The organism is Polymorphospora sp. A560, assembly GCF_045781765.1.
In the GTDB taxonomy this organism is placed as follows: domain Bacteria; phylum Actinomycetota; class Actinomycetes; order Mycobacteriales; family Micromonosporaceae; genus Polymorphospora; species Polymorphospora lycopeni.
In genome coordinates, this window is record NZ_CP122282.1 from 1,002,937 (window position 1) to 1,022,718 (window position 19,782).

Sequence of the window (19,782 nt, forward strand, 5' to 3'; positions counted from 1 at the left end):
CCGGCGCCACGGCTTCGAAACGTCGATCAGGGGCGACCCATGCCCCGGTAATCCCAACCGGCACCGGTCCAGAGCGTGGAGTCGAGGCAGTTCCGGCCGTCGATCACCCGGCGGCCGCCGACGATCTCGCCGAGCGCGACCGGGTCGGCGTTGCGGAAGTCGGCCCACTCGGTGAGGACGCAGACCAGGTCGGAGTCCTGCACGGCGGCGTTCATCGAGGTCTCGTAGCTGAGATCCGGCAGCGTCCGGCGGGCGTTCTCGTTGCCCTCCGGGTCGTAGAGGTGCACGTCGGCGCCGGCCTTCGCGAGCATCGCGGCGACGGCCAGCGACGGCGCGTCGCGTACGTCGTCGGTGTTCGGCTTGAAGGTGGCGCCGAGCACGGCGATCCGGGTGCCGGACAGGTCCGGTCCGGCCGGGCCGACGCGCCGGTCGAGCAGTTCGGCGGCGAGCGTCAGCACCCGGGTGCGGCGCCGCAGGTTGATCAGGTCGACCTCGTGCAGGAAGCGCAGCGCCTCCCCGGCACCCAGCTCCTGGGCGCGGGCCTGGAAGGCCCGGATGTCCTTGGGCAGGCAGGCGCCGCCGAAGCCGAGGCCGGCCTGGAGGAAACGGTTGCCGATCCGCGGGTCGTAACCGATCGCCCGGGAGAGTTGGGTCACATCGCCGCCGGCGACCTCGCACACCTCGGCCATCGCGTTGATGAACGAGATCTTGGTGGCCAGGAACGCGTTGGCCGCGACCTTGACCAGTTCGGCGGTGGCGAAGTCGGTGACCACCAGCGGGACCTCGCGGTCCTCGGTGGCGGCGAGGTCGAAGACGCCCTTGTGCGCGGCGTAGAGCATGCCGTTGGCCCACTCGCTCTTCACGCCGACGACGATGCGGTTGGGCCGCAGCACGTCCTCGACGGCGAAGCCCTCCTGCAGGAACTCGGGGCTCCAGGCCACCTCGATGCCGAGGTCGGCGGGGGAGTGTTTGCCGACGAGCTGCTCGACCCACTCGGCGGTGCCGACCGGGACGGTGGACTTGCCGACGATCAGCGCCTTGCGGGACAGGTGCGGCGCGAGGCCGGTGACGGCGGTCTCGACGTAAGACAGGTCGGCGCCCATCCCGTCGGCCCGCTGCGGGGTCCCGACGCAGATGAAGTGGACGTCGCCGAACTCGGCCGTCTCCTGGTAGGAGGTGCTGAACCGCAGCCGGCCGGCGGCCAGGTTGCGGCGCAGCAGCTCGTCCAGGCCGGGCTCGTGGAACGGCACCGAACCGGCGGCCAGCTTGGCGATCTTGGCCTCGTCGACGTCGAAGCCGATCACCTCGTAGCCCAGCTCGGCGAAGCAGATGGCGTAGGTCGCACCCAGGTAACCGGTGCCAAGGAAGGTCAGCCGCGGGCGCGGTGCGCCGGACGGTGGGGAGACCGCGGGGATGGCCGGCATGGGCTGGCTACTCGGGTACGGGATCGTCACGCGTGGATTCTCCGCTCGCACAGGGCGGCGCTTGTTGCGTCGCAGTCGGGGGGCGCCCAATCGGCGCTGTCTCGGACATCTTGTGTTGTATGTCTCAATGGCTGTCTCGTCCGCGCGATCCAGCCTCGGGACCCGCGTGAACCGGCGTCGGCCGCGAGGTGGCGCAGGCGACCCTAGTGGCTCAGCCTACGCGGCGGTAGGGGTTGCCGTGAGCATGGTCGGTATCCTCACATGCGCGTGGCAGCCCACACGTGAGCAGGACGCTACAGATACGTTCCGCGGGGGCCAAGGGGAGGGCCAGAATGACGACAGAGGCGCTGTTCGACGCATACCGGCTTCCGGAAGAGCACTCCGACATCCGGGCGGCCGTCCGTGCGGTCTGCGATGCCAAGGTGGCCCCGAACGCCGCGCACGCCGACGAGACCGGCGAGTTTCCGACCGGGTCGTACGACGCCCTGCGCGCCGCCGACTTCCACGCCCCGCACATCCCGGTCGAGTACGGCGGCGCCGGCGCCGACGCGCTGGCCACTGCCATCGTGATCGAGGAGGTCGCCCGGGCCTGCACGTCGTCCTCGCTGATCCCGGCGGTCAACAAGCTGGGCACCATGCCGCTGCTGCTGGCCGGCTCCGAAGACCTCAAGCGGCGCTTCCTGACGCCGGTCGCCAGCGGCGAGGCGATGTTCTCGTACTGCCTGTCCGAGCCGGACGCGGGCAGTGACGCCGCCTCGATGTCGACCCGGGCCGAGCGTGACGGAGAACACTACGTCCTGAACGGCGTGAAACGGTGGATCACCAACGCCGGGGTCTCCGAGTACTACACGGTCTTCGCGGTGACCGATCCGGCCGCCCGTTCCCGGGGCATCTCCGCGTTCGTGGTCGCCAAGTCCGACCCGGGAGTCAGCTTCGGTGCACCGGAGAAGAAGCTGGGGATCAAGGGCTCACCGACCCGCGAGGTCTACCTCGACAACGTACGCATCCCCGCCGACCGCATGATCGGCGCGCCCGGCACCGGCTTCGCCACCGCCATGCAGACCCTCGACCACACCCGGGTCACCATCGCGGCCCAGGCCGTCGGCATCGCCCAGGGCGCGCTCGACTACGCCAAGGGCTACGTCAAGGAGCGCCACCAGTTCGGCAAGCCGATCGCCGACTTCCAGGGCATCCAGTTCATGCTCGCCGACATGGGCATGAAGCTGGAGGCGGCCCGCCAGCTCACGTACGCCGCCGCCGGCCGGTCCGAGCGCGGCGACGCCGACCTGACGTACTTCGGCGCGGCCGCGAAGTGCTTTGCCTCGGACGCCGCCATGGAGATCACCACCGATGCGGTGCAACTGCTCGGCGGGTACGGCTACACCCGGGACTACCCGCTGGAGCGCATGATGCGCGACGCGAAGATCACCCAGATCTACGAGGGCACCAACCAGGTGCAGCGGATCGTGATGGCGCGGCAGTTGCTGCAGGGCTGACCGGCCGGCTCAGGTTCGTCCGGCCGGCTCAGCTCGTCCGGCCGGCTTGGTCCGTCCGGCCGGCGGAGGTTCGTCACAGGCGCCGGGTCACGTCCGGATCGACCGGCGGCGCGGTCGGCGTCGAATGGCCGGGCGGCGGGTACGCCGCCGGTGGCGGCGGTGTGTCGCGCAGCCGGGCGGTCACCTCGTCGATCCGCTCCGTCACCTCGTCGATGCGTCCGGTGGCCCCGATCCGTTCGGTGACCTCGTCGGCCATGGCCGGCCGGGCAGGAGCGGGTTCGCCGGTCGTCGGCGTGGCGACCGTGGGGTGCTCGTCGCCGGGCGGGCGGAGCACCGTGGTGGCCTCGCCGTCGGCGGCGGACGCGGGCGCACGGAACGGGACCGCGACGGCGGCGGTGTCCGGCTCGGGCGACGGCGTGCCCAGCGCCATGGTGGCCTCGGCGTCCGGCTGCGCCGGTTTCCGCAGGTCGGAGGTTGGCTGATCGGGCGCCACGAATGCCGGGACCGCCGGCGGCGACAGGCGGGCGGTGGCGTCGGTGTCCAGTTCGCGCCCCGCCGGCCGGAGCGGCGGGAGCCCGGCCGGGGCCGGCACCCCGGAAGTGGGTGCGGCGTTGGCCGGGGTGGGTACTGCGGGCGCCGGCTCGGTGCCGGCCGGGGCCGACCGTCCGGCGTCCCCGGCGGCCGGTGCGAACCTGGCGGGCGGTGACGGGAACCCGGCGGGTGATGGGGTGGATCCGGCGGCCGGCCCGGTCCGCGGCGCGAACCCGGGGACACCCGAGGCGGGGCTCGGCGCCAGGTGAACGGTCGCGTCGCCGGGCGCCGGGTGCGGCGGGGCGTACGACCCGGGCGGTGGCGGGGCGGAAACCGCCGGCACCCGATCCTGGCCGCGCCAGCGGCGTGGGCTGAGCCCGGTGGCGAGCAGCGGCACGGCCAGCACCGCCGCGAGGCCGCCGGCCGGTGACGCCAGCGTGAGGTCGAGGCCGAACAGGTCGTCCGGCAGCACGCGGCGTAGCGCCGGGAGGTCGACGGTGGCCCAGGCGGTCATCGCGAGCAGCAGCAGCCCGGCCAGGATCGGCCCGGCCGGAGAGGACCGGGGGAGCAGCAGCAGCGCGAGCAGTCCACCGGCACCGAGCAGGGCGAGGAGACCGAGGAACACCTCCGGCCCGGGGCCCGCTCCGGCCCGGGCGTACGCGGTCAGCCCGATCGCGGTCAGCACCCAGGTGAGGGGGGTGACGAGCAGGGCCAGGGCCAGCGATCCGATGTGGCGCATCCGACCTCCTACGGGTTGCCGCCATCGGCACCGTACTCCGGTCGGGCAAGGCCGTTGATCATCCGCGCGGCCCCCGCCGGGCCGGCGATCGGGGCTCTGACCTGGCCCTACGGCGAGCCCGAGTGGGGGGCCGGAGGGGGTGGTGGCGGGTCGTACGGGTAACCGAGGCTCGGCGGCCGGGCCTCCTGGTCGGGCGGCCCGGTCGGCCAGTCGAGCGTCGGGTCGTCGTGGCTCCGCTCGCCGTAGCCGGGCGGCGGATAGCCGGCCGGCGGCGGGGGCAGCACCACCGGCCGCGGCCAGCGCCGCCACCGCTTCGCGCTGAACGTCGCCATCACGAGCAGGCCGCCGAGGAAGAAGAGCGTGCCGTTCTCGAGCGGCTGGCGCAGGTCGACCGGGTCGCCGAAGAGTCGCCAGCCGGCGGGTACGGCGTCGCGCACCGCGAACGGGTCGGCGAACAGCGCCGCGTACGGGAAGAGCAGCAACAGGCCGGCGAGGAGTGGCCCGAGCGGTGAGATCCGCAACGTGGCGACCAGGCCGAGGACGATCCCGCCGGCGCCCAGGTAGACCGCCGGTTGGACGAGGTCGGCCCCGTTGAACCGGTCCGCCTCGAACCAGGCCGAGACGGTACGACTGGAACCGCCCTGCCCGAGCGCGACGAGCACCCAGGCCAGGGGTGCGGCAACCGCCCCGGCGAGCAGGCTCAGGATATGTCGCATTCACGCACCGTATCCGCCGCGTGCCACCCGGAGGACCAGGTGACGGCGCTGTCGAGGGGCGGAATCACCCGCGATCGACTAGTGTAAATAACCTGAAGAGTACGGACATATACCGATCGGTTAGGGTCGCCAGGTGTCCAGTCCCTCCCCAACGTACCTCGCCAATAATGGACAAAAGGGTCGTCTCGCCAGCCTGGACGGCCTGCGGTTCGTTGCCGCCCTCATGGTGGTTCTCTTCCACTTCGTGGCGACCGGCCGTGACGCCTGGGGAGAGGACCCGCGTCCCCTCTTCCCGGTGCTGCACCTGATCGCCTCGTACGGCTGGCTCGGCGTCGAACTGTTCTTCGTGATCAGCGGCTTCGTCATCTGCATGAGCGCCTGGGGCAGGTCGCTCGGCGACTTCTTCGTCTCCCGGGCCAGCCGGCTCTACCCGGCGTACTGGCTGGCGGTGATCGTCACCACCGTCGCGCTGCGCCTGTTCGAGTCGCCGGAGCCGGTCCCGTCGATCCGGGCCGCGCTGCTCAACCTGACCATGCTCCAGGACGCCGTACGGGCGCCGCGGGTCGACGGCGTCTACTGGACGCTCTGGATCGAACTCTGCTTCTACCTGCTCTTCGCGCTCGTCGTGTGGCGCGGTTTGACCTACCGCCGGGTGGTGGCGTTCTGCCTGCTGTGGACGGTCGCCTCGGTCTTCGCCCTGTACGCCGACAACCCGGTCGTCAACCTCTTCCTCAACCCCCGCTACTCCAGCTACTTCATCGGTGGCGTCGCCATCTACCTGATGACCCGGTTCGGGCAGAACCTGCTCCTGTGGGGCATCGTCGGGGTGTCCCTGCTCCGGGCGCAGTACGACATCACCGAGCAGATCAACGCGATGGGCGGCTTCGCCGGCCAGGGGCTGTCGTGGCCGGTGGTGGCCGCTCTGATCACGGCGTTCTTCCTGGTCGTGGCCGCGATCGGGCTCGGCTGGCTGCCCGCCGTCCGGTGGCGCTGGCTGACGCTCGCCGGGGCGTTGACGTATCCGCTCTACCTGACGCACAAGCTCGGCCTGATGGCGATCGTGCAGTGGCGGGACAGCGTCGACCAGTGGGTGCTGCTCGGCGCGACGACGGCCGGCACGCTGGTCGTCGCGTGGCTGGTGTACCGCCTCGTCGAACGTCCCCTGATGCCGCTGCTGCGCCGGCTGCTCAAGAAGTCGTTCGCCGACCTGCGCGGGCCGACCGACCGGGCCCCGGCCGTCGCCACCTCGGCCGCCGGCCCGCCGATCCGCACCGCGCCGGTCGCCGTCGACCCGGACCGCGGCGCCGCGGGCACCGGCGAGCAGCGCATGGTCACCGTCGCCGGCCGCCCGGCCGGCACGCGGACCGTACCCGAGCAGAGTTGGCCGCCGCGGGAACGGGGCCCACGCCCGGCGGCGGCCGGCGCGGACCGGCGTCGCGACCCCTGATCATGGCCGCCGCCGACATGGTCGGCGGCCAACTGTGTGGAGCGCCCACGCGTCGCCGCCCGCCCGACGGCCAGACAATGACCGTCCGGGGTAGGGCAGGATGTCGGCACGGGTCGGCACACCGCCGTGCCGGCCGGGGAGGAGGGCGACGGTGCAGGGCGAGATCCTCTGGACGCCGCGGGCCGATGTGCGCGAACACACACGTATCGGCGACTACCTGAGGTGGCTCGGGGAGCGACGCGGCCTCGACTTCGCCGACTACGAGGAGCTGTGGCGCTGGTCGGTCACCGACCTCGACGCCTTCTGGCGGTCGATCTGGGACTACTTCGAGGTGATCGCGCACACCGCGCCGACCGCCACCGTCGAGGATCCCGCGATGCCCGGCACCCGCTGGTTCCCCGGCGCCACCCTCAACTACGCCGAACACGTGCTGCGGATGCCGGGCCTCGCCGACGACGCCCCGGTGGTCGTGGCACACAGCCAGACCAGGGCACCGGTCACCCTGACCGCCGCGCAACTGCGCGAGCGGGTACGGCGGGTCCGCGCCGGCCTGCGCCGGCTGGGGGTCGGCCCCGGCGACCGGGTCGCGGCGTACGCGCCGAACATCCCGGAGACCTTCGTGCTGATGCTCGCCACCGCGAGCCTCGGCGCGATCTTCTCGTCGTGCGCGCCGGAGTTCGGCACCCGCAGCGTCACCGACCGGTGGCAGCAGATCGAGCCGACGGTGCTGGTGGCCGTCGACGGCTACCGCTACGGCGAGAAGCCCATCGACCGGCGGGCCGAGGTCGCCGCGATCCGGGCGGCGCTGCCGTCGGTCGTACACACGGTGTTGCTGGGGTATCTGGACCCGGCCGCGACCGGCGACGGGACGCTGACCTGGTCGGACCTTGCCGCCGACACCGACGAGCCGCTGGCCTTCGAGGCTGTGCCGTTCGACCACCCGCTCTACGTGCTGTACTCGTCGGGCACCACCGGGCTGCCCAAGCCGATCGTGCACGGACACGGCGGCATCCTGCTCGAGCACCTGAAGATGCTCGCCCTGCACCACGACCTCGGCCCGGGAGACCGGTTCCTCTGGTTCTCCACCACCGGCTGGATGATGTGGAACTTCCTGGTCAGTGGCCCGGCGGTCGGTGCGGCCATCGTGCTGTTCGACGGCAATCCGGCCCACCCCGGGCTCGACGCGCTGTGGCGGCTCGCCGAGGAGACCGGCACCACCTACTTCGGCACCTCCGCACCCTTCCTGCTGGCCTGCCGCAAGGCCGGGCTGGTGCCGTCGGAGGTCGCCGACCTGCGGGCGCTGCGCGGCCTCGGCTCGACCGGGGCGCCGCTGCCGGCCGAGGGGTTCCGCTGGGTCTACGAGACGGTCAACCCCGACCTGCAACTCCAGTCGCTGTCCGGCGGCACCGACGTCTGCACCGGCTTCGTCGGCGGGGTCGCGCTGCTGCCGGTGCACGCCGGCGAGATCGCCTGCCGGTGCCTGGGCGCGAAGGTCGAGGCCCGCTCGGCCGACGGCACGCCGGTCGTCGGCGAACTGGGCGAACTGGTGATCACCGCCCCGATGCCGAGCATGCCGGTCGGGTTCTGGGGCGACACCGACGGGCGGCGCTACCGCGAGGCGTACTTCGACGTCTATCCGGGCGTGTGGCGGCACGGTGACTGGATCACCGTCAGCGAGCGGGGCACCTGCGTCATCACCGGTCGCTCCGACGCGACCCTCAACCGGGGCGGGGTACGCCTGGGCACCGCCGAGTTCTATTCCGTGGTGGAGGGGCTCGACGAGGTCGCCGACTCGGTGGTCGTGCACCTGGAGGACGACGAGGGCGGCGCGGGCGAACTGCTGCTGTTCGTGGTGCTCCAGGGCGGTCGTGAGCTGGACGACGAGCTGCGCCGCCGGATCTGCCGGGAACTGCGTACGGCGCTGTCGCCGCGGCACGTGCCGGACGAGATCCACCAGGTGGGCGCGGTGCCGCGCACCCTGTCGGCGAAGAAGCTGGAGGTGCCGGTCAAGAAGATCCTCACCGGCACCCCGGTCGAGTCGGCGGCGGCGAAGGGTGCCCTGGCGAATCCGGAGTCGTTGACCGCCTTCGAACGGTTCGCCAAGGAGCGGAACGCCGGCTGACCCATCGGCCGGCGGAGACCAGCCGGTCGTGTGGCAACGTGCCGACGGGACCGTGCGTCTTCATCTTCGTGGGCATCTACCTGCGGCTGACCATCACCGACACGCTCGGCACGCGTGTCGGTGGCCACCATTCGTTCAGCCCGCACGCGCGGGTCACCCGGACCTTCTGGTACCGGGTGCCCGGCGAGTGGGTGGCCGGCGGGGTGCTCTGCCCGCGTCGGCGGGACCAGCTCGTCGACCGCCTCTACGAGCCCGGCTGGCGCGACGGCGGCCCGGGCGGCAGCGCGTACGTGATCCTGGATCTCCAGGACAAGGTGCTCAGCGCCGAGGAGGTCCTGGACCGGCCGTGGCTCGGTGACCGGGCCGGCTTCTTCGTGTGTGCCGAGGACGGTTCGCTGCGCGAGGTCGTCCCGGCCGAGCTGTGACCTGAGGACCGGCGGCGGCGCCGGTCGCCGCGGGTCAGGCCAGCGTGACCGTGACCCGTTCGGCGGCGACCCGGCCGGGCAGCCGGTCCGGGTCCAGCCGGCCGCACAGGACGGTGCTGGCGCCGGCCACCAGCGGGGCGAGCAGCCAGTCCAGCGGCTCGGGGTGCCGGGCGGCGTCGAGGAGCACCCGGTCGCCGGCCGACAACCCCAGTTCCGCCGCCCTGGCCACCGCCCGCACCGCCAGGTCCGCGCCCTGCCCGTCCCGCCGTGGGTACGGCGTGAAGTGGTCGCCGTGGGCCCGTACCTCGACCACGTAGTCGACCCAGCCGACCGGCACCTCGCGCAGCGGCATCGCCATCGGGGCCAGCGACAGCGCGAAGCGGTCACCGGACGGCCAGGCGGCCGCCTCGTCGACCCGGTCCGCGGCGGCGAAGAGCACGTCGACCGGGGCGGGCCCGTCGAATGCCACCGACACGCCGGCGGACCAGCAGCCGAGCAGCACGGCGGCGGTCTGCCAGTGGGGCGGGAGCAGGGCGGCGGCGGTGTCTCCCGGGGCCAGTCCGGCCGAGTCGACGAGCAGGTTGGCGGTCTTGGCCACCCAGTTCGCCAGCGTGGCGCCGGACAGTTCGGTGCGGTCGCCGGTCGCGTCGTCGTACCAGGTCAGCAGCGGGCGGGTGGGGTCGGCCGCGACGGTCGCGGCGAACCGGCCGGCAATGTCGTCGTTCATCGCGGGCGACGATACCCATCGTGGTCGTGCCGACGGTGGCAGGCCCGGCGGTGGCCCGCAAGTTAACAGGTTGGGAAAGGCCATCCTCGATCGCGTTGCCGTCGTCGGGTCCGCGCGGGCGCGGCGTAGGCTGGTGCGCGAGTGTCGTATGCCACACGGTTCGGCACCTGGCAGCGCCGTTCCGGCATGAGATGTGCCGAAGTGGCGAGATGCCCCATACAGGCCAACGCACAGTCGAGGAGTTGCCCAGTGACCGCCGGTCGCCCGCCCCGCGTTCTAGTCGACGCCACCAGCGTCCCCGCCGACCGTGGCGGCGTCGGGAGATACGTGGACGGGCTGCTCGGCGCCCTCGGGCAGGCGGGCGGACCAGCGGTCGAACTGGTCGTGGTGAGCCTGCGCACCGACCACGAGCGCTACCGCCGGATGCTGCCCGCGGCCGAGGTGATCGCCGCCCCGGCCGCCGTCGCGCACCGGCCCGCGCGGCTCGCCTGGGAGCAGACCGGGCTGCCCCTGCTCGCCCAGCAGGTCGGCGCCGACGTGCTGCACTCGCCGTTCTACACCTGTCCGCTGCGGGCGGGTTGTCCGGTCACGGTGACCGTGCACGACGCGACCTTCTTCACCGAGCCCGAGCACTACGACAAATCGCGGCGGACCTTCTTCCGCAGCGCGATCAAGACCTCGCTGCGCCGCGCCGACCGGGTGATCGTGCCCAGCAAGGCGACCCGCGACGAGTTGATCCGGCTGCTCGACGCCGACCCCACCCGCATCGACGTCGCCTACCACGGCGTCGACCACGCCGCGTTCCACGCCCCGACCGAGGAGGAGAAGGCGCGGGTCCGGGCCCGGCTCGGGCTCGGTGGCTCGGGCTACGTCGCCTTCCTCGGTGCCAAGGAGCCCCGCAAGAACGTGCCCAACCTGATCCGTGGCTGGGTACGGGCCGTGCACGACCTGCCCAACCCGCCCGCCCTCGTCGTCGCCGGTGGCCAGGGGCACGACGACGACATCGACCGGGCCGCCGCCGACGTACCCGGCCACCTGCGCCTGCTGCGTCCCGGCTACCTGCGCTACGCCGACCTGCCCGGCTTCCTCGGCGGTGCGCTCGTCGCCGCCTACCCGTCGTACGGGGAGGGGTTCGGCCTGCCGATCCTGGAGGCGATGGCCTGCGCCGCGCCCGTACTGACCACGCCGCGGCTCTCGCTGCCCGAGGTCGGCGGTGACGCGGTCGCGTACACCAGCGAGGACCCGGACCAGATCGCGATCGACCTCGCGGCGCTGCTCGACGACGAGTCGCGCCGGCTGACCCTGGCCAAGGCCGGCTTCGACCGGGCCAAGGAATTCACCTGGCAGTCCAGTGCGGAGGTGCACGTCGCCGCCTGGAGCCGGGCGTCCCGGGGGCGTACGGACTGACCCGCACCGTCGCGAGGGGACGACAGACCGCCGGACGACACTCCATCACGCAGGGTGAACCCCGGTATGCGTGAGAAAGGTAGCCGTTCGGCATGATGTCCTGATGTTCTTCGCCGTGATCCCGGCAGGCGGCAGCGGCACCCGCCTCTGGCCGTTGTCCCGCGCCGGTCATCCCAAGTTCCTCCACCCGCTGACCGGCACGTCGTCGTCCCTGCTACAGGCGACGGTCGAACGGCTCGGCCCGCTGACCACGCCCGACCACACCATCGTGGTCACCGGCGCCGCGCACGTGGCCGCCGTCGCCCGGCAACTGGTCGAGGTTCCGGAGGAGAACATTCTCGTCGAGCCGACGCCGCGTGACTCCTGCGCGGCGATCGCGCTGGCGGCCGCCGTCGTCGCCGAGCGTGAACCGGACGCCCTGATGGGCTCGTTCGCCGCCGACCACCTGATCGGCGATCCGCAGCGCTGGGTCGAGACGGTGCGCCGGGCGATCACCGGCGCGCAGCAGGGCCTGCTGATGACGATCGGCATCAAGCCGACGCGGGCCGAGACCGGCTACGGCTACCTACAGTTCGGCGATCCGATCGGCGACGGCCCGGTGCACCGGGTCGAGGAGTTCAAGGAGAAGCCGCCCGCCGCCGTGGCCGAGACCTATCTTCGCTCCGGCCACCACCTGTGGAACGCCAGCATGTTCGTCTGGCGCACCGACGTCTTCCTCGCCGAACTCGCCCGCCAGCAGCCCGAGCTGCACACCGGCCTGACCCGCATCGCCCGGGTCTGGCACAGCCGCGAGCGCGAAGAGGTGCTCCACGAGGTGTGGCCGACGCTGCCGAAGATCTCGGTCGACTACGCCGTCATGGAGGGTGCCGCGGCGGCCGGCCGGGTCGGCACCGTACCGGGCGACTTCGGCTGGAACGACGTCGGCGACTTCCACACCCTGGGTGAGGTTATTCCCGGCGACGCGGCGGGCAACGTGGTCGTGGCCGGCGAATCCACCGAGACGAAGCCGGTCGTGCTGCTGCACGAGACCGAGGGGCTCGTGGTCGTGCCGCAGTCCGGCCGCCTCGTGGCCGCGCTGGGCGTACGCGACCTGGTCGTGGTCGACACCCCCGACGCCCTCATGATCTGCCCACGGGACCGGGCCCAGGATGTGAAGAAGCTTGTCGACACGCTGAAGCAGCGCGGCGACGAGAGGTTTGTCTGAGGCGGCGGCCGGGCTCGGCCGGGAAACCGCCGGCCGGGCTTTCGGGTGCGGACATGGACGTGCGCCCGGACGCCACCTCTGCGGAGCAAGGGCCGCAGACCCTCGTGGTGGACGTCCGGGCGGCTCGCACCCTCCCCGGCCCAGGTCAAGAGCATGACGGCCGGGCCGCCGGACCGTCGAGGTCTTTCAGTCTGAGCCGAAAGACGCAGGTCATAGGCACTCGGTAGAGTGCGAGCCGATGCCCGCCGCCCCCGAGGTCGGGCACCCGGTGGGAGCGTGCCCGTGCTGCGGATCCACTTCTCCGGCGACGACATCGCCCGGACCCGGGTCGCGCCCGCCGCCGACCCGCTCTGGGAGCTGATCCTGAGTGTCCACCTGTTCCAGACCCGGACCCGCGACCCGGTCGTCGCCGGGTGGCGCGGCGAGGTCGCCCGGGTCCTGCGCCAGGAGGCGCGGGGCACGTTCCAGTTGCTGTTCGCGCTCAACCCGCCGCGTGGTTACTTCCCCGACTTCCTCACCCCGTACGCGAGTGTGGGCGGGATCGAGGCCGGCCTCGACGCGATCCGTTCGACTCCCGTCGCCCAGCTCGACCGGGACCTGAACCGGCTCGCCGCCGAGGGCGAACTGCCGCCCGGTACGGCCGGCGTGGCCGGTGGCGACACCGACGCCCTGCACCACCTGATCGCCACGATGCGGCGCTACGACGGGCTGGCCGTCACGCCGTACCGGGCCCGGGTCCAGACCGCCGTCGAGGCCGACCGCGCCCGCCGGGCCCGGGCACTGCTCGACGGCGGGGCGGAGGGGCTGCTGGCCAGCTACCGGCCGACGATGCGCTGGGACGGTGGGGTGCTGGAGGTGCCCGACTATCCCGCCGACCGCGACCTGCACCTCAACGGCAGGGGACTGTTGCTGGTGCCGTCGTTCTTCTGCGCCCGTACCCCGGTGGGGTTGCTCGACCCCGACCTGCCGCCGGTCCTGGTCTATCCGGTCGACCGTCTCGGCGGGATCCTGCCCGGTTCCGGCGAGGGCGGTACGGTCCCCGGGCGGCCGGACGGACGGGGGGCGTTGGGCGCCCTGCTCGGACACACCCGGGCGGCGGTGCTGGCGGCGGTGCACGACGGCTGCTCGACCGGTGAGGTGGCCCGCCGGCTGGGCATCTCACCGGCCGCGGCGAGCCAGCACGCGAGCGTGCTGCGCGAGGCCGGCCTGCTGGTCAGCCACCGCGACCGCAACACCGTCCTGCACACCCTCACCCCGCTCGGCCGGGCCGTCCTGAACGGCCACTGAAAGATCCGCGTGATCAGGGACCGCGTCGCGCGTGTCGTCGACGTGCCGACGTACGCGGCCCCTGATCACGGCGATCTTCAGCGGTCGCCGACGGGGGTCACAGGGCGAGCAGGGCGAGGCCGCCGTCGGCCGTCGGGGCCGGCGGCACGAGCAGGGTCGACGCAACCCCCTCGGCGGCGAGCGCCGCACGCAGCCGGTGCAGATCGGCGCCGAGTCGCAGCACGGCCGTCGCGTCCGGGCCCGCCGGCAGGTGACCGGTCACGACCGCGCCCGCCGCCGCCGGCCACCCGGCGCCGGCGGTGATCTCGGCGGTCGCCGCCGCGACCCGGAACTCGGTTCCGGGCGCCACCACCCCGGCGACCACCGCGACCGCCCGGTCCACCGCCGCCCGGTCGACCGGCGCGGCCGGGTCGCCCGGCGCCACCGCCGCCGGGCCGTCGGGGAGCGTCGCCGCGGCCCGCAGCCCCGCCGCCCGGGCCTCGGCCGTGCCGAGCGAGAACAGGTCGAGTTCGGCGTCGCGGACCAGCGCGGCGGCGCCGGGGCCGTCGGCCGCCTCGGGGGTACGCAGGTAGCCGCGCACGACCGCGACCGGCACCTGGTCGCACTTGCCCTTGACGAGTTCGCCGGCACCGGCCAGCTCGTCGACCACGGCCATCTGGGTCAGTTGCAGTTCGTTGCCGTACGGGTCGGTCTCGCCGCGGTGGTCGCGGATCGGGCCGATGCCGGCGGCACCGAGGGCGACGTCGGTCAGCCCGTTGCGCCACGGCCGGCCCATCGTGTCGGAGACGACCACGGCGACGTCGACGTCGTGCCGCTCGCGCAGCGCCGCGCGCAGCGACCGGGCGGAGGCGTCGGGGTCCTTCGGCAGCAGCACGAGCCGGCTGGCATCCACATTGGACGCGTCGATGCCGGCGGCGGCCATCACGAACCCGTGGTGGGTCTGCACGATCCGGGTCGGACCGCGCCGGGCCACGACCCGGGCGGTCTCGGCGGTCAGCACCTCCTCGCGCGCCGTCTCGCGCTCCGGCCCGTCGACCGGTACGTCGACCAGCCGCCCCTCGGCCTTAGAAATGATCTTGCTGGTGACGACGAGTACGTCACCGTCGCGCAGCCAGGGCGCGGCCCGGGCGATCAACGCCGCGAGGTCGTCACCGGGTGTGATGTCGCCGAGGCCGAGCACCGGCAGGATCTCGAGTTTCATGCCAGCTCCAGCGCGGCTCGTACCATCGCGGCGGTCGCCGCCTCGTCCGTCATCCAAAGGGGGGCGGCACCGACCGTCACCCCGGGCACCTCCGTGCCGGCGTCGGTGCTGTCGACCAGCCAGCCGTCGAGCACGCCGCCCGCGCTGCGCGCGCCGAGCAGACCGCCGACACCCGCCGCCGTGCACTCGACCCCCAGCACCGCCAGGCACCGGTCGGCCATGCCCCGCACCGGCGCCCCGCCGATCACGGGGGAGACGCCGACCACCGGCGCCGTCCCGGCGGTGAGCGCCTCGCGCAGCGCCGACACCGCGAGGATCGGCGCGATGCTGACCACCGGGTTGCTCGGCGCCACCAGCACCACGTCCGCCGTGGACAGTGCGTCGAGCACCCCGGCCGCCGGCTTGGCCACGTCGGCGCCGACGAAGACGAAACGGCGGGTCGGGATGTCGCCCCGGTGACGGATCCACCACTCCTGGAAGTGGATCGCCCGCTGGCCGGTGTCGTCGGCGACGACCACGTGCGTCTCCAGCCGGTCGTCGGTGGCCGGCAGCAGCCGTACGCCGGGCTGCCAGCGCGCGCACAAAGCCTCGGTCACCGCCGACAGTGGATACCCCGCGTTGAGCATCGTGGTCCGGACCAGATGGGTGGCGACGTCCTTGTCACCCAGGCCGAACCAGGTCGGCTCGGCGCCGTACGCCGCCAGCTCGCCCTTGATCGCCCAGGTTTCCCCGGCCCGGCCCCAGCCCCGCTCGGGATCGGCGCCGCCGCCGAGGGTGTACATGACGCTGTCGAGGTCGGGCGAGATCCGCAGGCCGTGCAGCACGACGTCGTCGGCGACGTTGACGATGGCGGTCACATCGGCGCCGGTCGTCCTGGCATGGGCGCGTACGCCGGCCAGGAAACGGGCACCGCCGATGCCTCCGGCGAGAACCACGATGTGCATGCAGCCCATCCTCGCTCACCCGCGTACCCGTTCACCGCGTGGGTTGTGCGACTAGGCTCACGTGCGCAGCCTTCCGTCACCGCATCAGGGGGAGCCCTTGAGCAGCCAACCCGAGCCCGCGCCCGCAGAAAAGGCGCCGGCCAGCCAGATAACCAAGCCACTGCGCGAACTCGTCGCGGCGGTGCTTCTCGGCGCGAACGCCATCCTGCTCTTCGTCGGCCTCATCAACCTGTTGGTGCCCTACTCCACCAGCAGCAGCTTCGCCACCCGGGCCGGCAGCACGTTCTTCGACTTCGCCGGGCTGGAGCAGATCGTCCTGCCGCTGCTGGCGGTGCTGCTGGTGACCCACATCGAGCCGGTCACCGGCCGGGCCAAGCTGATCACGATCGGCGCCCTGGCCGAATACGCCGCCTCGGCGCTGTTCGGGGTCGTCACCCTGTTCTCCTTCCTGGCCGGCGGTTTCATCGACGGCCGGTTCCGGGACGTGCTGACCGGCCTGCTCGCCCGCTTCGCCTACCTGGCGCTGCTCGCCGTGGCCGCGCTGGTGGTGTTCAAGGTGTGGCAGAAGCTGTTCTACGTCGCCAAGCCCAAGCCGCAGCCCGGCCTGTACGGCCAGCCCGGCTACCCGCAGCAGGGCGGTTACCCGCCGCAGTACGGCCAGCAGCCGGGCTACCCGCAGGGCCAGCAGCCCGGTTACCCCGCCCAGCCGGGCTACCCGGCGCAGCCCGGCTACCCGCCGCAGCCGGGCTACGGCCAGCCGACCGGGCAGCAGCCGGCCGCCTACCCGCCGGGGGCGTACGGCCAGCAGTGGGCACCGCAGGACCAGACGGGTGCCCAGTCGGGCGCGTTCCCGGCCGGGCCCGCCTCCGCCCCGCCCGCGCCGGCCTCGGCCCCGCCCGCGTCGGCGCCACCCGCCTCGGGACCGCGCGGCGTCCGCGCCGCCGGCCGGGCCGGCCGGATTCACCCCGGCGCCCGCCCCGCCGGGCGAGGACCCGACGCAGGTCGTCGCCGGGCCGTACACGATGCCGGCACCCCCGGCCGCGCCGTCGCCGTACGCGCCGACCTCGGCGCCGCCGTCCGCCCCGGCGGTGCCCGGCCAGCCGGCCGGACCCAGCCTGACCAAGGGGGACGCCGGTGCCGAGTCGACCCAGGCGGTCGCCACCGGCGAGGACGACCTGAGCCAGCGCACCCAACTGATCAATCCGGCCAGCCAGCAGCCGTCGGCCGGTTCGCCACCGCCGGCCGCCGCGGTGGGCGACGAGCCGACGCAGCGTTACCAGCCCTGAACCGCGGGGCCGACGGCCCAGGTGACCGCGAGGGCGCTCCCGCCGGGGGCGTCCTCGCGGCGTGTGTGACCGCTACCACCGACCGCGGCAGGTGGCACGGCCTAGGCTGCACACGTGGTTGACAGCACCGACCCCCGACCGACCGAGGCCAGCCTGCGCCGCGCGCTCCGGCGGGCCGCCGACGGGCAGGCCCTCGACCCGGCTGAGGCCGCCGATCTGCTCGCCGCGCGCGGTGAGCACCTTGACCGGCTGCTCGCGATCGCCTCGGGCATCCGCGACGCCGGACTGCGCGAAGCCGGCCGGCCGGGTGTGGTGACGTACTCCAGAAAGGTGTTCATCCCGCTCACCCGGCTCTGCCGGGACCGGTGCCACTACTGCACGTTCGCGACCGTTCCGCACCGGCTGCCGGCGGCCTTCCTCGACCGTGACGAGGTGCTGGCGATCGCCCGCGACGGCGCCGCCCAGGGCTGCAAGGAGGCGCTGTTCACGCTCGGCGACCGGCCGGAGGAGCGCTGGCCGGCGGCGCGGCGGTGGCTCGACGAGCGCGGCTACGACTCGACGCTGGACTACGTACGCGCCTGCGCGATCGCGGTGCTGGAGGAGACCGGCCTGCTGCCGCACCTCAACCCCGGCGTGCTCTCATGGGCCGAGCTGCAGCGGCTCAAGCCGGTGGCGCCGAGCATGGGCATGATGCTGGAGACGACCGCGACCCGGCTGTGGGCGGAGCCCGGCGGCCCGCACTACGGCTCGCCCGACAAGGAGCCCGCGGTCCGGCTGCGGGTGCTCGACGACGCCGGCCGGGTGGCGGTGCCGTTCACCACCGGCATCCTGATCGGCATCGGGGAGAACCGGGCCGAGCGGATCGATTCGATCTTCGCGATCCGCCGGGCGGCCCGCGAGTACGGCCACATCCAGGAAGTCATCGTGCAGAACTTCCGCGCCAAGCCGGACACGGCGATGCGCGGCATGCCGGACGCCGAACTGCACGACCTGGCCGCCACCGTGGCGGTCGCCCGGGTCCTGCTCGGCCCGAAGGCCCGGATCCAGGCCCCGCCCAACCTGATCGCCGGCGAATACGAGCTGCTGCTGCGGGCCGGCATCGACGACTGGGGCGGGGTGTCGCCGGTGACCCCGGACCACGTCAACCCGGAGCGGCCCTGGCCGCAGATCGACGAGCTGGCCAAGCACAGCGCCGCCGCCGGCTTCACGCTGCGCGAACGGCTCACCATCTACCCCGAATACCTGCGGCGGGGCGACCCCTGGCTCGACCCGCGCCTGGGGCCGCACGTGGCGGCGCTGGCCGAGCCGGCGACCGGCCTGGCGGACGAGGAGGCCCGTCCGGTCGGCCGGCCGTGGCAGGAGCCGGAGGACTCGTTCGTCCCCGGCGGTCGCACCGACCTGCACGCGACGATCGACACCACCGGTCGCACCGGCGACCGGCGCGGTGACTTCGACAGCGTGTACGGCGACTGGACCGAGGTCGCCGCCCAGGTGACGCCGGGTGGTGCTCCGGCGCGTACCCCGGCCGACCTGCTCGCTGGACTGAAGCTGGCCGCCGACGACCCGGCGGCCCTGCTCGAACCGGCGAACGAGGCGGCGGCCATGGCGCTCTTCGGCGCCGAGGGCACGGCACTCGACGAGGTGTGCCGGATCGCGGACGACGTACGCCGGGACGCCGTCGGCGACGACGTCACCTACATCGTCAACCGCAACATCAACTTCACCAACGTCTGTTACGTCGGCTGCCGGTTCTGTGCCTTCGCCCAGCGGGAACGTGACGCCGACGCGTTCCGGCTCTCCGTCGAGCAGGTCGCCGACCGGGCCGAGGAGGCGTGGCGGGCGGGCGCGACCGAGGTCTGCATGCAGGGCGGCATCGACCCAAAGCTGCCGGTCACCACGTACGCGGACATCGTGCGGGCGGTCAAGGCCCGGGTGCCGGGGATGCACGTGCACGCGTTCTCGCCGATGGAGATCGTCACCGCCGCCGCCAAGGGCGGACTGTCCATCCGGGACTGGCTGACGATGCTGCGGGAAGCCGGTCTGGACACCATTCCGGGCACCGCCGCCGAGATCCTCGACGACGAGGTGCGCTGGGTGCTCACCAAGGGCAAGCTGCCGGCCGCCACCTGGGTCGAGGTCGTCACGACCGCGCACCAGCTCGGCATCCGGTCCAGTTCGACCATGATGTACGGCCACGTCGATCACCCCCGGCAGTGGCTCGGGCACTTCCGGGTGCTGGCCGGGGTCCAGGACCGCACCGGCGGGTTCACCGAATTCGTGGCGTTGCCGTTCGTGCACACCAACGCGCCGATCTATCTGGCCGGAATCGCCCGGCCCGGCCCGACCTGGCGGGAGAACCGGATCGTCCACGCGATGGCCCGACTGCTGTTGCACGGCCGGATCGACAACATCCAGTGTTCGTGGGTGAAACTCGGCGACGAGGGCACGGTCGCGATGCTCCGGGGCGGTTGCAACGATCTCGGCGGCACCCTGATGGAGGAGACAATTTCCCGCATGGCGGGATCCGACAACGGTTCGGCTCGTACGGTCGCACAACTGCACGCGATGGCCGAGGCGGCCGGCCGGCCGGCGCGCGAGCGCACCACGGCGTACGGCCGGACCCGCTGAGCCGGCCCGGCCGGCGGGCCGCGCGGCCCGGTCGCCGGCCGCCGGCGCCACCGGGTGGCGGGTCGATCGGGCAGCTCAGAGCGGCCCGGCCGCGAAGCCGGGCGGCGTGACGGGCTGCCCGTCGTCGATATTGCCATTCGTCGTGCGGAACCGCCTGGTTACGGCCACAATCAACGCGGCACGCCGATTTCTCCGGGC

Annotated in this window: 15 protein-coding genes; 9 read left to right on the forward strand and 6 right to left on the reverse strand. The window is 73.2% G+C overall.

All coding sequences use genetic code 11. The annotated features are described in order from the left end of the window. Positions 1–26: 26 nt before the first annotated feature. On the reverse strand, positions 27–1,454 hold the full coding sequence (locus QCD66_RS04695; protein WP_364215931.1) for a UDP-glucose/GDP-mannose dehydrogenase family protein: 1,428 nt from the start codon (positions 1,452–1,454) through the stop codon (positions 27–29). Between the two features lie 302 nt (positions 1,455–1,756). On the opposite strand from QCD66_RS04695, the gene QCD66_RS04700 reads away from it, so the two are divergent. Beyond that, complete coding sequence (locus QCD66_RS04700; protein ID WP_375736646.1) at positions 1,757–2,920, forward strand: acyl-CoA dehydrogenase family protein; 1,164 nt, start codon at positions 1,757–1,759, stop codon at positions 2,918–2,920. Between the two features lie 73 nt (positions 2,921–2,993). Here the strand turns inward: QCD66_RS04700 and QCD66_RS04705 are convergent, their stop codons facing one another. Both QCD66_RS04705 and QCD66_RS04710 read right to left on the reverse strand, forming a co-directional pair. Continuing rightward, entirely contained in the window at positions 2,994–4,190 is a 1,197-nt protein-coding gene (locus QCD66_RS04705; RefSeq protein ID WP_375736645.1) for a hypothetical protein, read from the reverse strand. A 107-nt stretch (positions 4,191–4,297) separates the two neighbouring features. Beyond that, positions 4,298–4,906 carry a hypothetical protein gene (locus QCD66_RS04710; RefSeq protein WP_364215939.1) on the reverse strand — a complete coding sequence of 203 codons (609 nt, stop codon included), beginning with the start codon at positions 4,904–4,906 and terminating at the stop codon, positions 4,298–4,300. 133 nt (positions 4,907–5,039) lie between these two features. Here QCD66_RS04710 and QCD66_RS04715 point away from each other — a divergent pair, with 133 nt between their 5' ends. The 3 genes from QCD66_RS04715 (at position 5,040) to QCD66_RS04725 (ending at position 8,900) form a co-directional block, all read left to right on the forward strand. Further along, entirely contained in the window at positions 5,040–6,353 is a 1,314-nt protein-coding gene (locus tag QCD66_RS04715; RefSeq protein WP_407567013.1) for an acyltransferase family protein, read from the forward strand. Positions 6,354–6,504: 151 nt separating this feature from the next. Then, the gene (locus QCD66_RS04720) at positions 6,505–8,475 is read left to right on the forward strand and encodes an acetoacetate--CoA ligase (protein ID WP_407567014.1); all 1,971 of its coding nucleotides are present in this window, start codon (positions 6,505–6,507) and stop codon (positions 8,473–8,475) included. Between the two features lie 38 nt (positions 8,476–8,513). After that, positions 8,514–8,900, forward strand: a complete 387-nt coding sequence (locus QCD66_RS04725; protein ID WP_364215947.1) for a hypothetical protein — start codon at positions 8,514–8,516, stop codon at positions 8,898–8,900. 34 nt (positions 8,901–8,934) lie between these two features. Here the strand turns inward: QCD66_RS04725 and QCD66_RS04730 are convergent, their stop codons facing one another. Then, positions 8,935–9,627, reverse strand: coding sequence for a TIGR03089 family protein (locus tag QCD66_RS04730; protein WP_375736642.1), 693 nt, complete (start codon positions 9,625–9,627; stop codon positions 8,935–8,937). A gap of 249 nt (positions 9,628–9,876) precedes the next feature. Between QCD66_RS04730 and QCD66_RS04735 the strand changes: the two genes are divergently transcribed. The 3 genes from QCD66_RS04735 to QCD66_RS04745 all read left to right on the forward strand — a co-directional run bounded on the left by QCD66_RS04735 (position 9,877) and on the right by QCD66_RS04745 (position 13,525). Further along, the gene (locus QCD66_RS04735) at positions 9,877–11,034 is read left to right on the forward strand and encodes a glycosyltransferase family 4 protein (RefSeq protein WP_375736641.1); all 1,158 of its coding nucleotides are present in this window, start codon (positions 9,877–9,879) and stop codon (positions 11,032–11,034) included. Positions 11,035–11,137: 103 nt separating this feature from the next. Next, a complete protein-coding gene (locus tag QCD66_RS04740) occupies positions 11,138–12,238 on the forward strand; it encodes a mannose-1-phosphate guanylyltransferase (protein WP_364215956.1) in 1,101 nt (366 codons plus the stop codon). A gap of 276 nt (positions 12,239–12,514) precedes the next feature. Further along, on the forward strand, positions 12,515–13,525 hold the full coding sequence (locus QCD66_RS04745; protein WP_375736640.1) for a winged helix-turn-helix domain-containing protein: 1,011 nt from the start codon (positions 12,515–12,517) through the stop codon (positions 13,523–13,525). 97 nt (positions 13,526–13,622) lie between these two features. On the opposite strand, the gene QCD66_RS04750 is transcribed toward QCD66_RS04745, so the two are convergent. Both QCD66_RS04750 and cofD read right to left on the reverse strand, forming a co-directional pair. After that, positions 13,623–14,726, reverse strand: coding sequence for a coenzyme F420-0:L-glutamate ligase (locus QCD66_RS04750; protein ID WP_407567015.1), 1,104 nt, complete (start codon positions 14,724–14,726; stop codon positions 13,623–13,625). Beyond that, positions 14,723–15,670 (reverse strand): 2-phospho-L-lactate transferase, encoded by a 948-nt coding sequence (gene cofD, locus QCD66_RS04755; protein ID WP_357533797.1) that lies wholly within the window; start codon positions 15,668–15,670, stop codon positions 14,723–14,725. Before cofD ends, QCD66_RS04750 begins: the two co-directional genes overlap by 4 nt. 97 nt (positions 15,671–15,767) lie before the next feature. Here cofD and QCD66_RS04760 point away from each other — a divergent pair, with 97 nt between their 5' ends. Together QCD66_RS04760 and QCD66_RS04765 are read left to right on the forward strand one after the other, a co-directional pair. Beyond that, entirely contained in the window at positions 15,768–17,078 is a 1,311-nt protein-coding gene (locus QCD66_RS04760; RefSeq protein ID WP_407567016.1) for a hypothetical protein, read from the forward strand. Beyond that, positions 17,071–19,584, forward strand: coding sequence for a bifunctional FO biosynthesis protein CofGH (locus tag QCD66_RS04765; protein WP_407567017.1), 2,514 nt, complete (start codon positions 17,071–17,073; stop codon positions 19,582–19,584). Before QCD66_RS04760 ends, QCD66_RS04765 begins: the two co-directional genes overlap by 8 nt. Positions 19,585–19,782 lie beyond the last annotated feature (198 nt).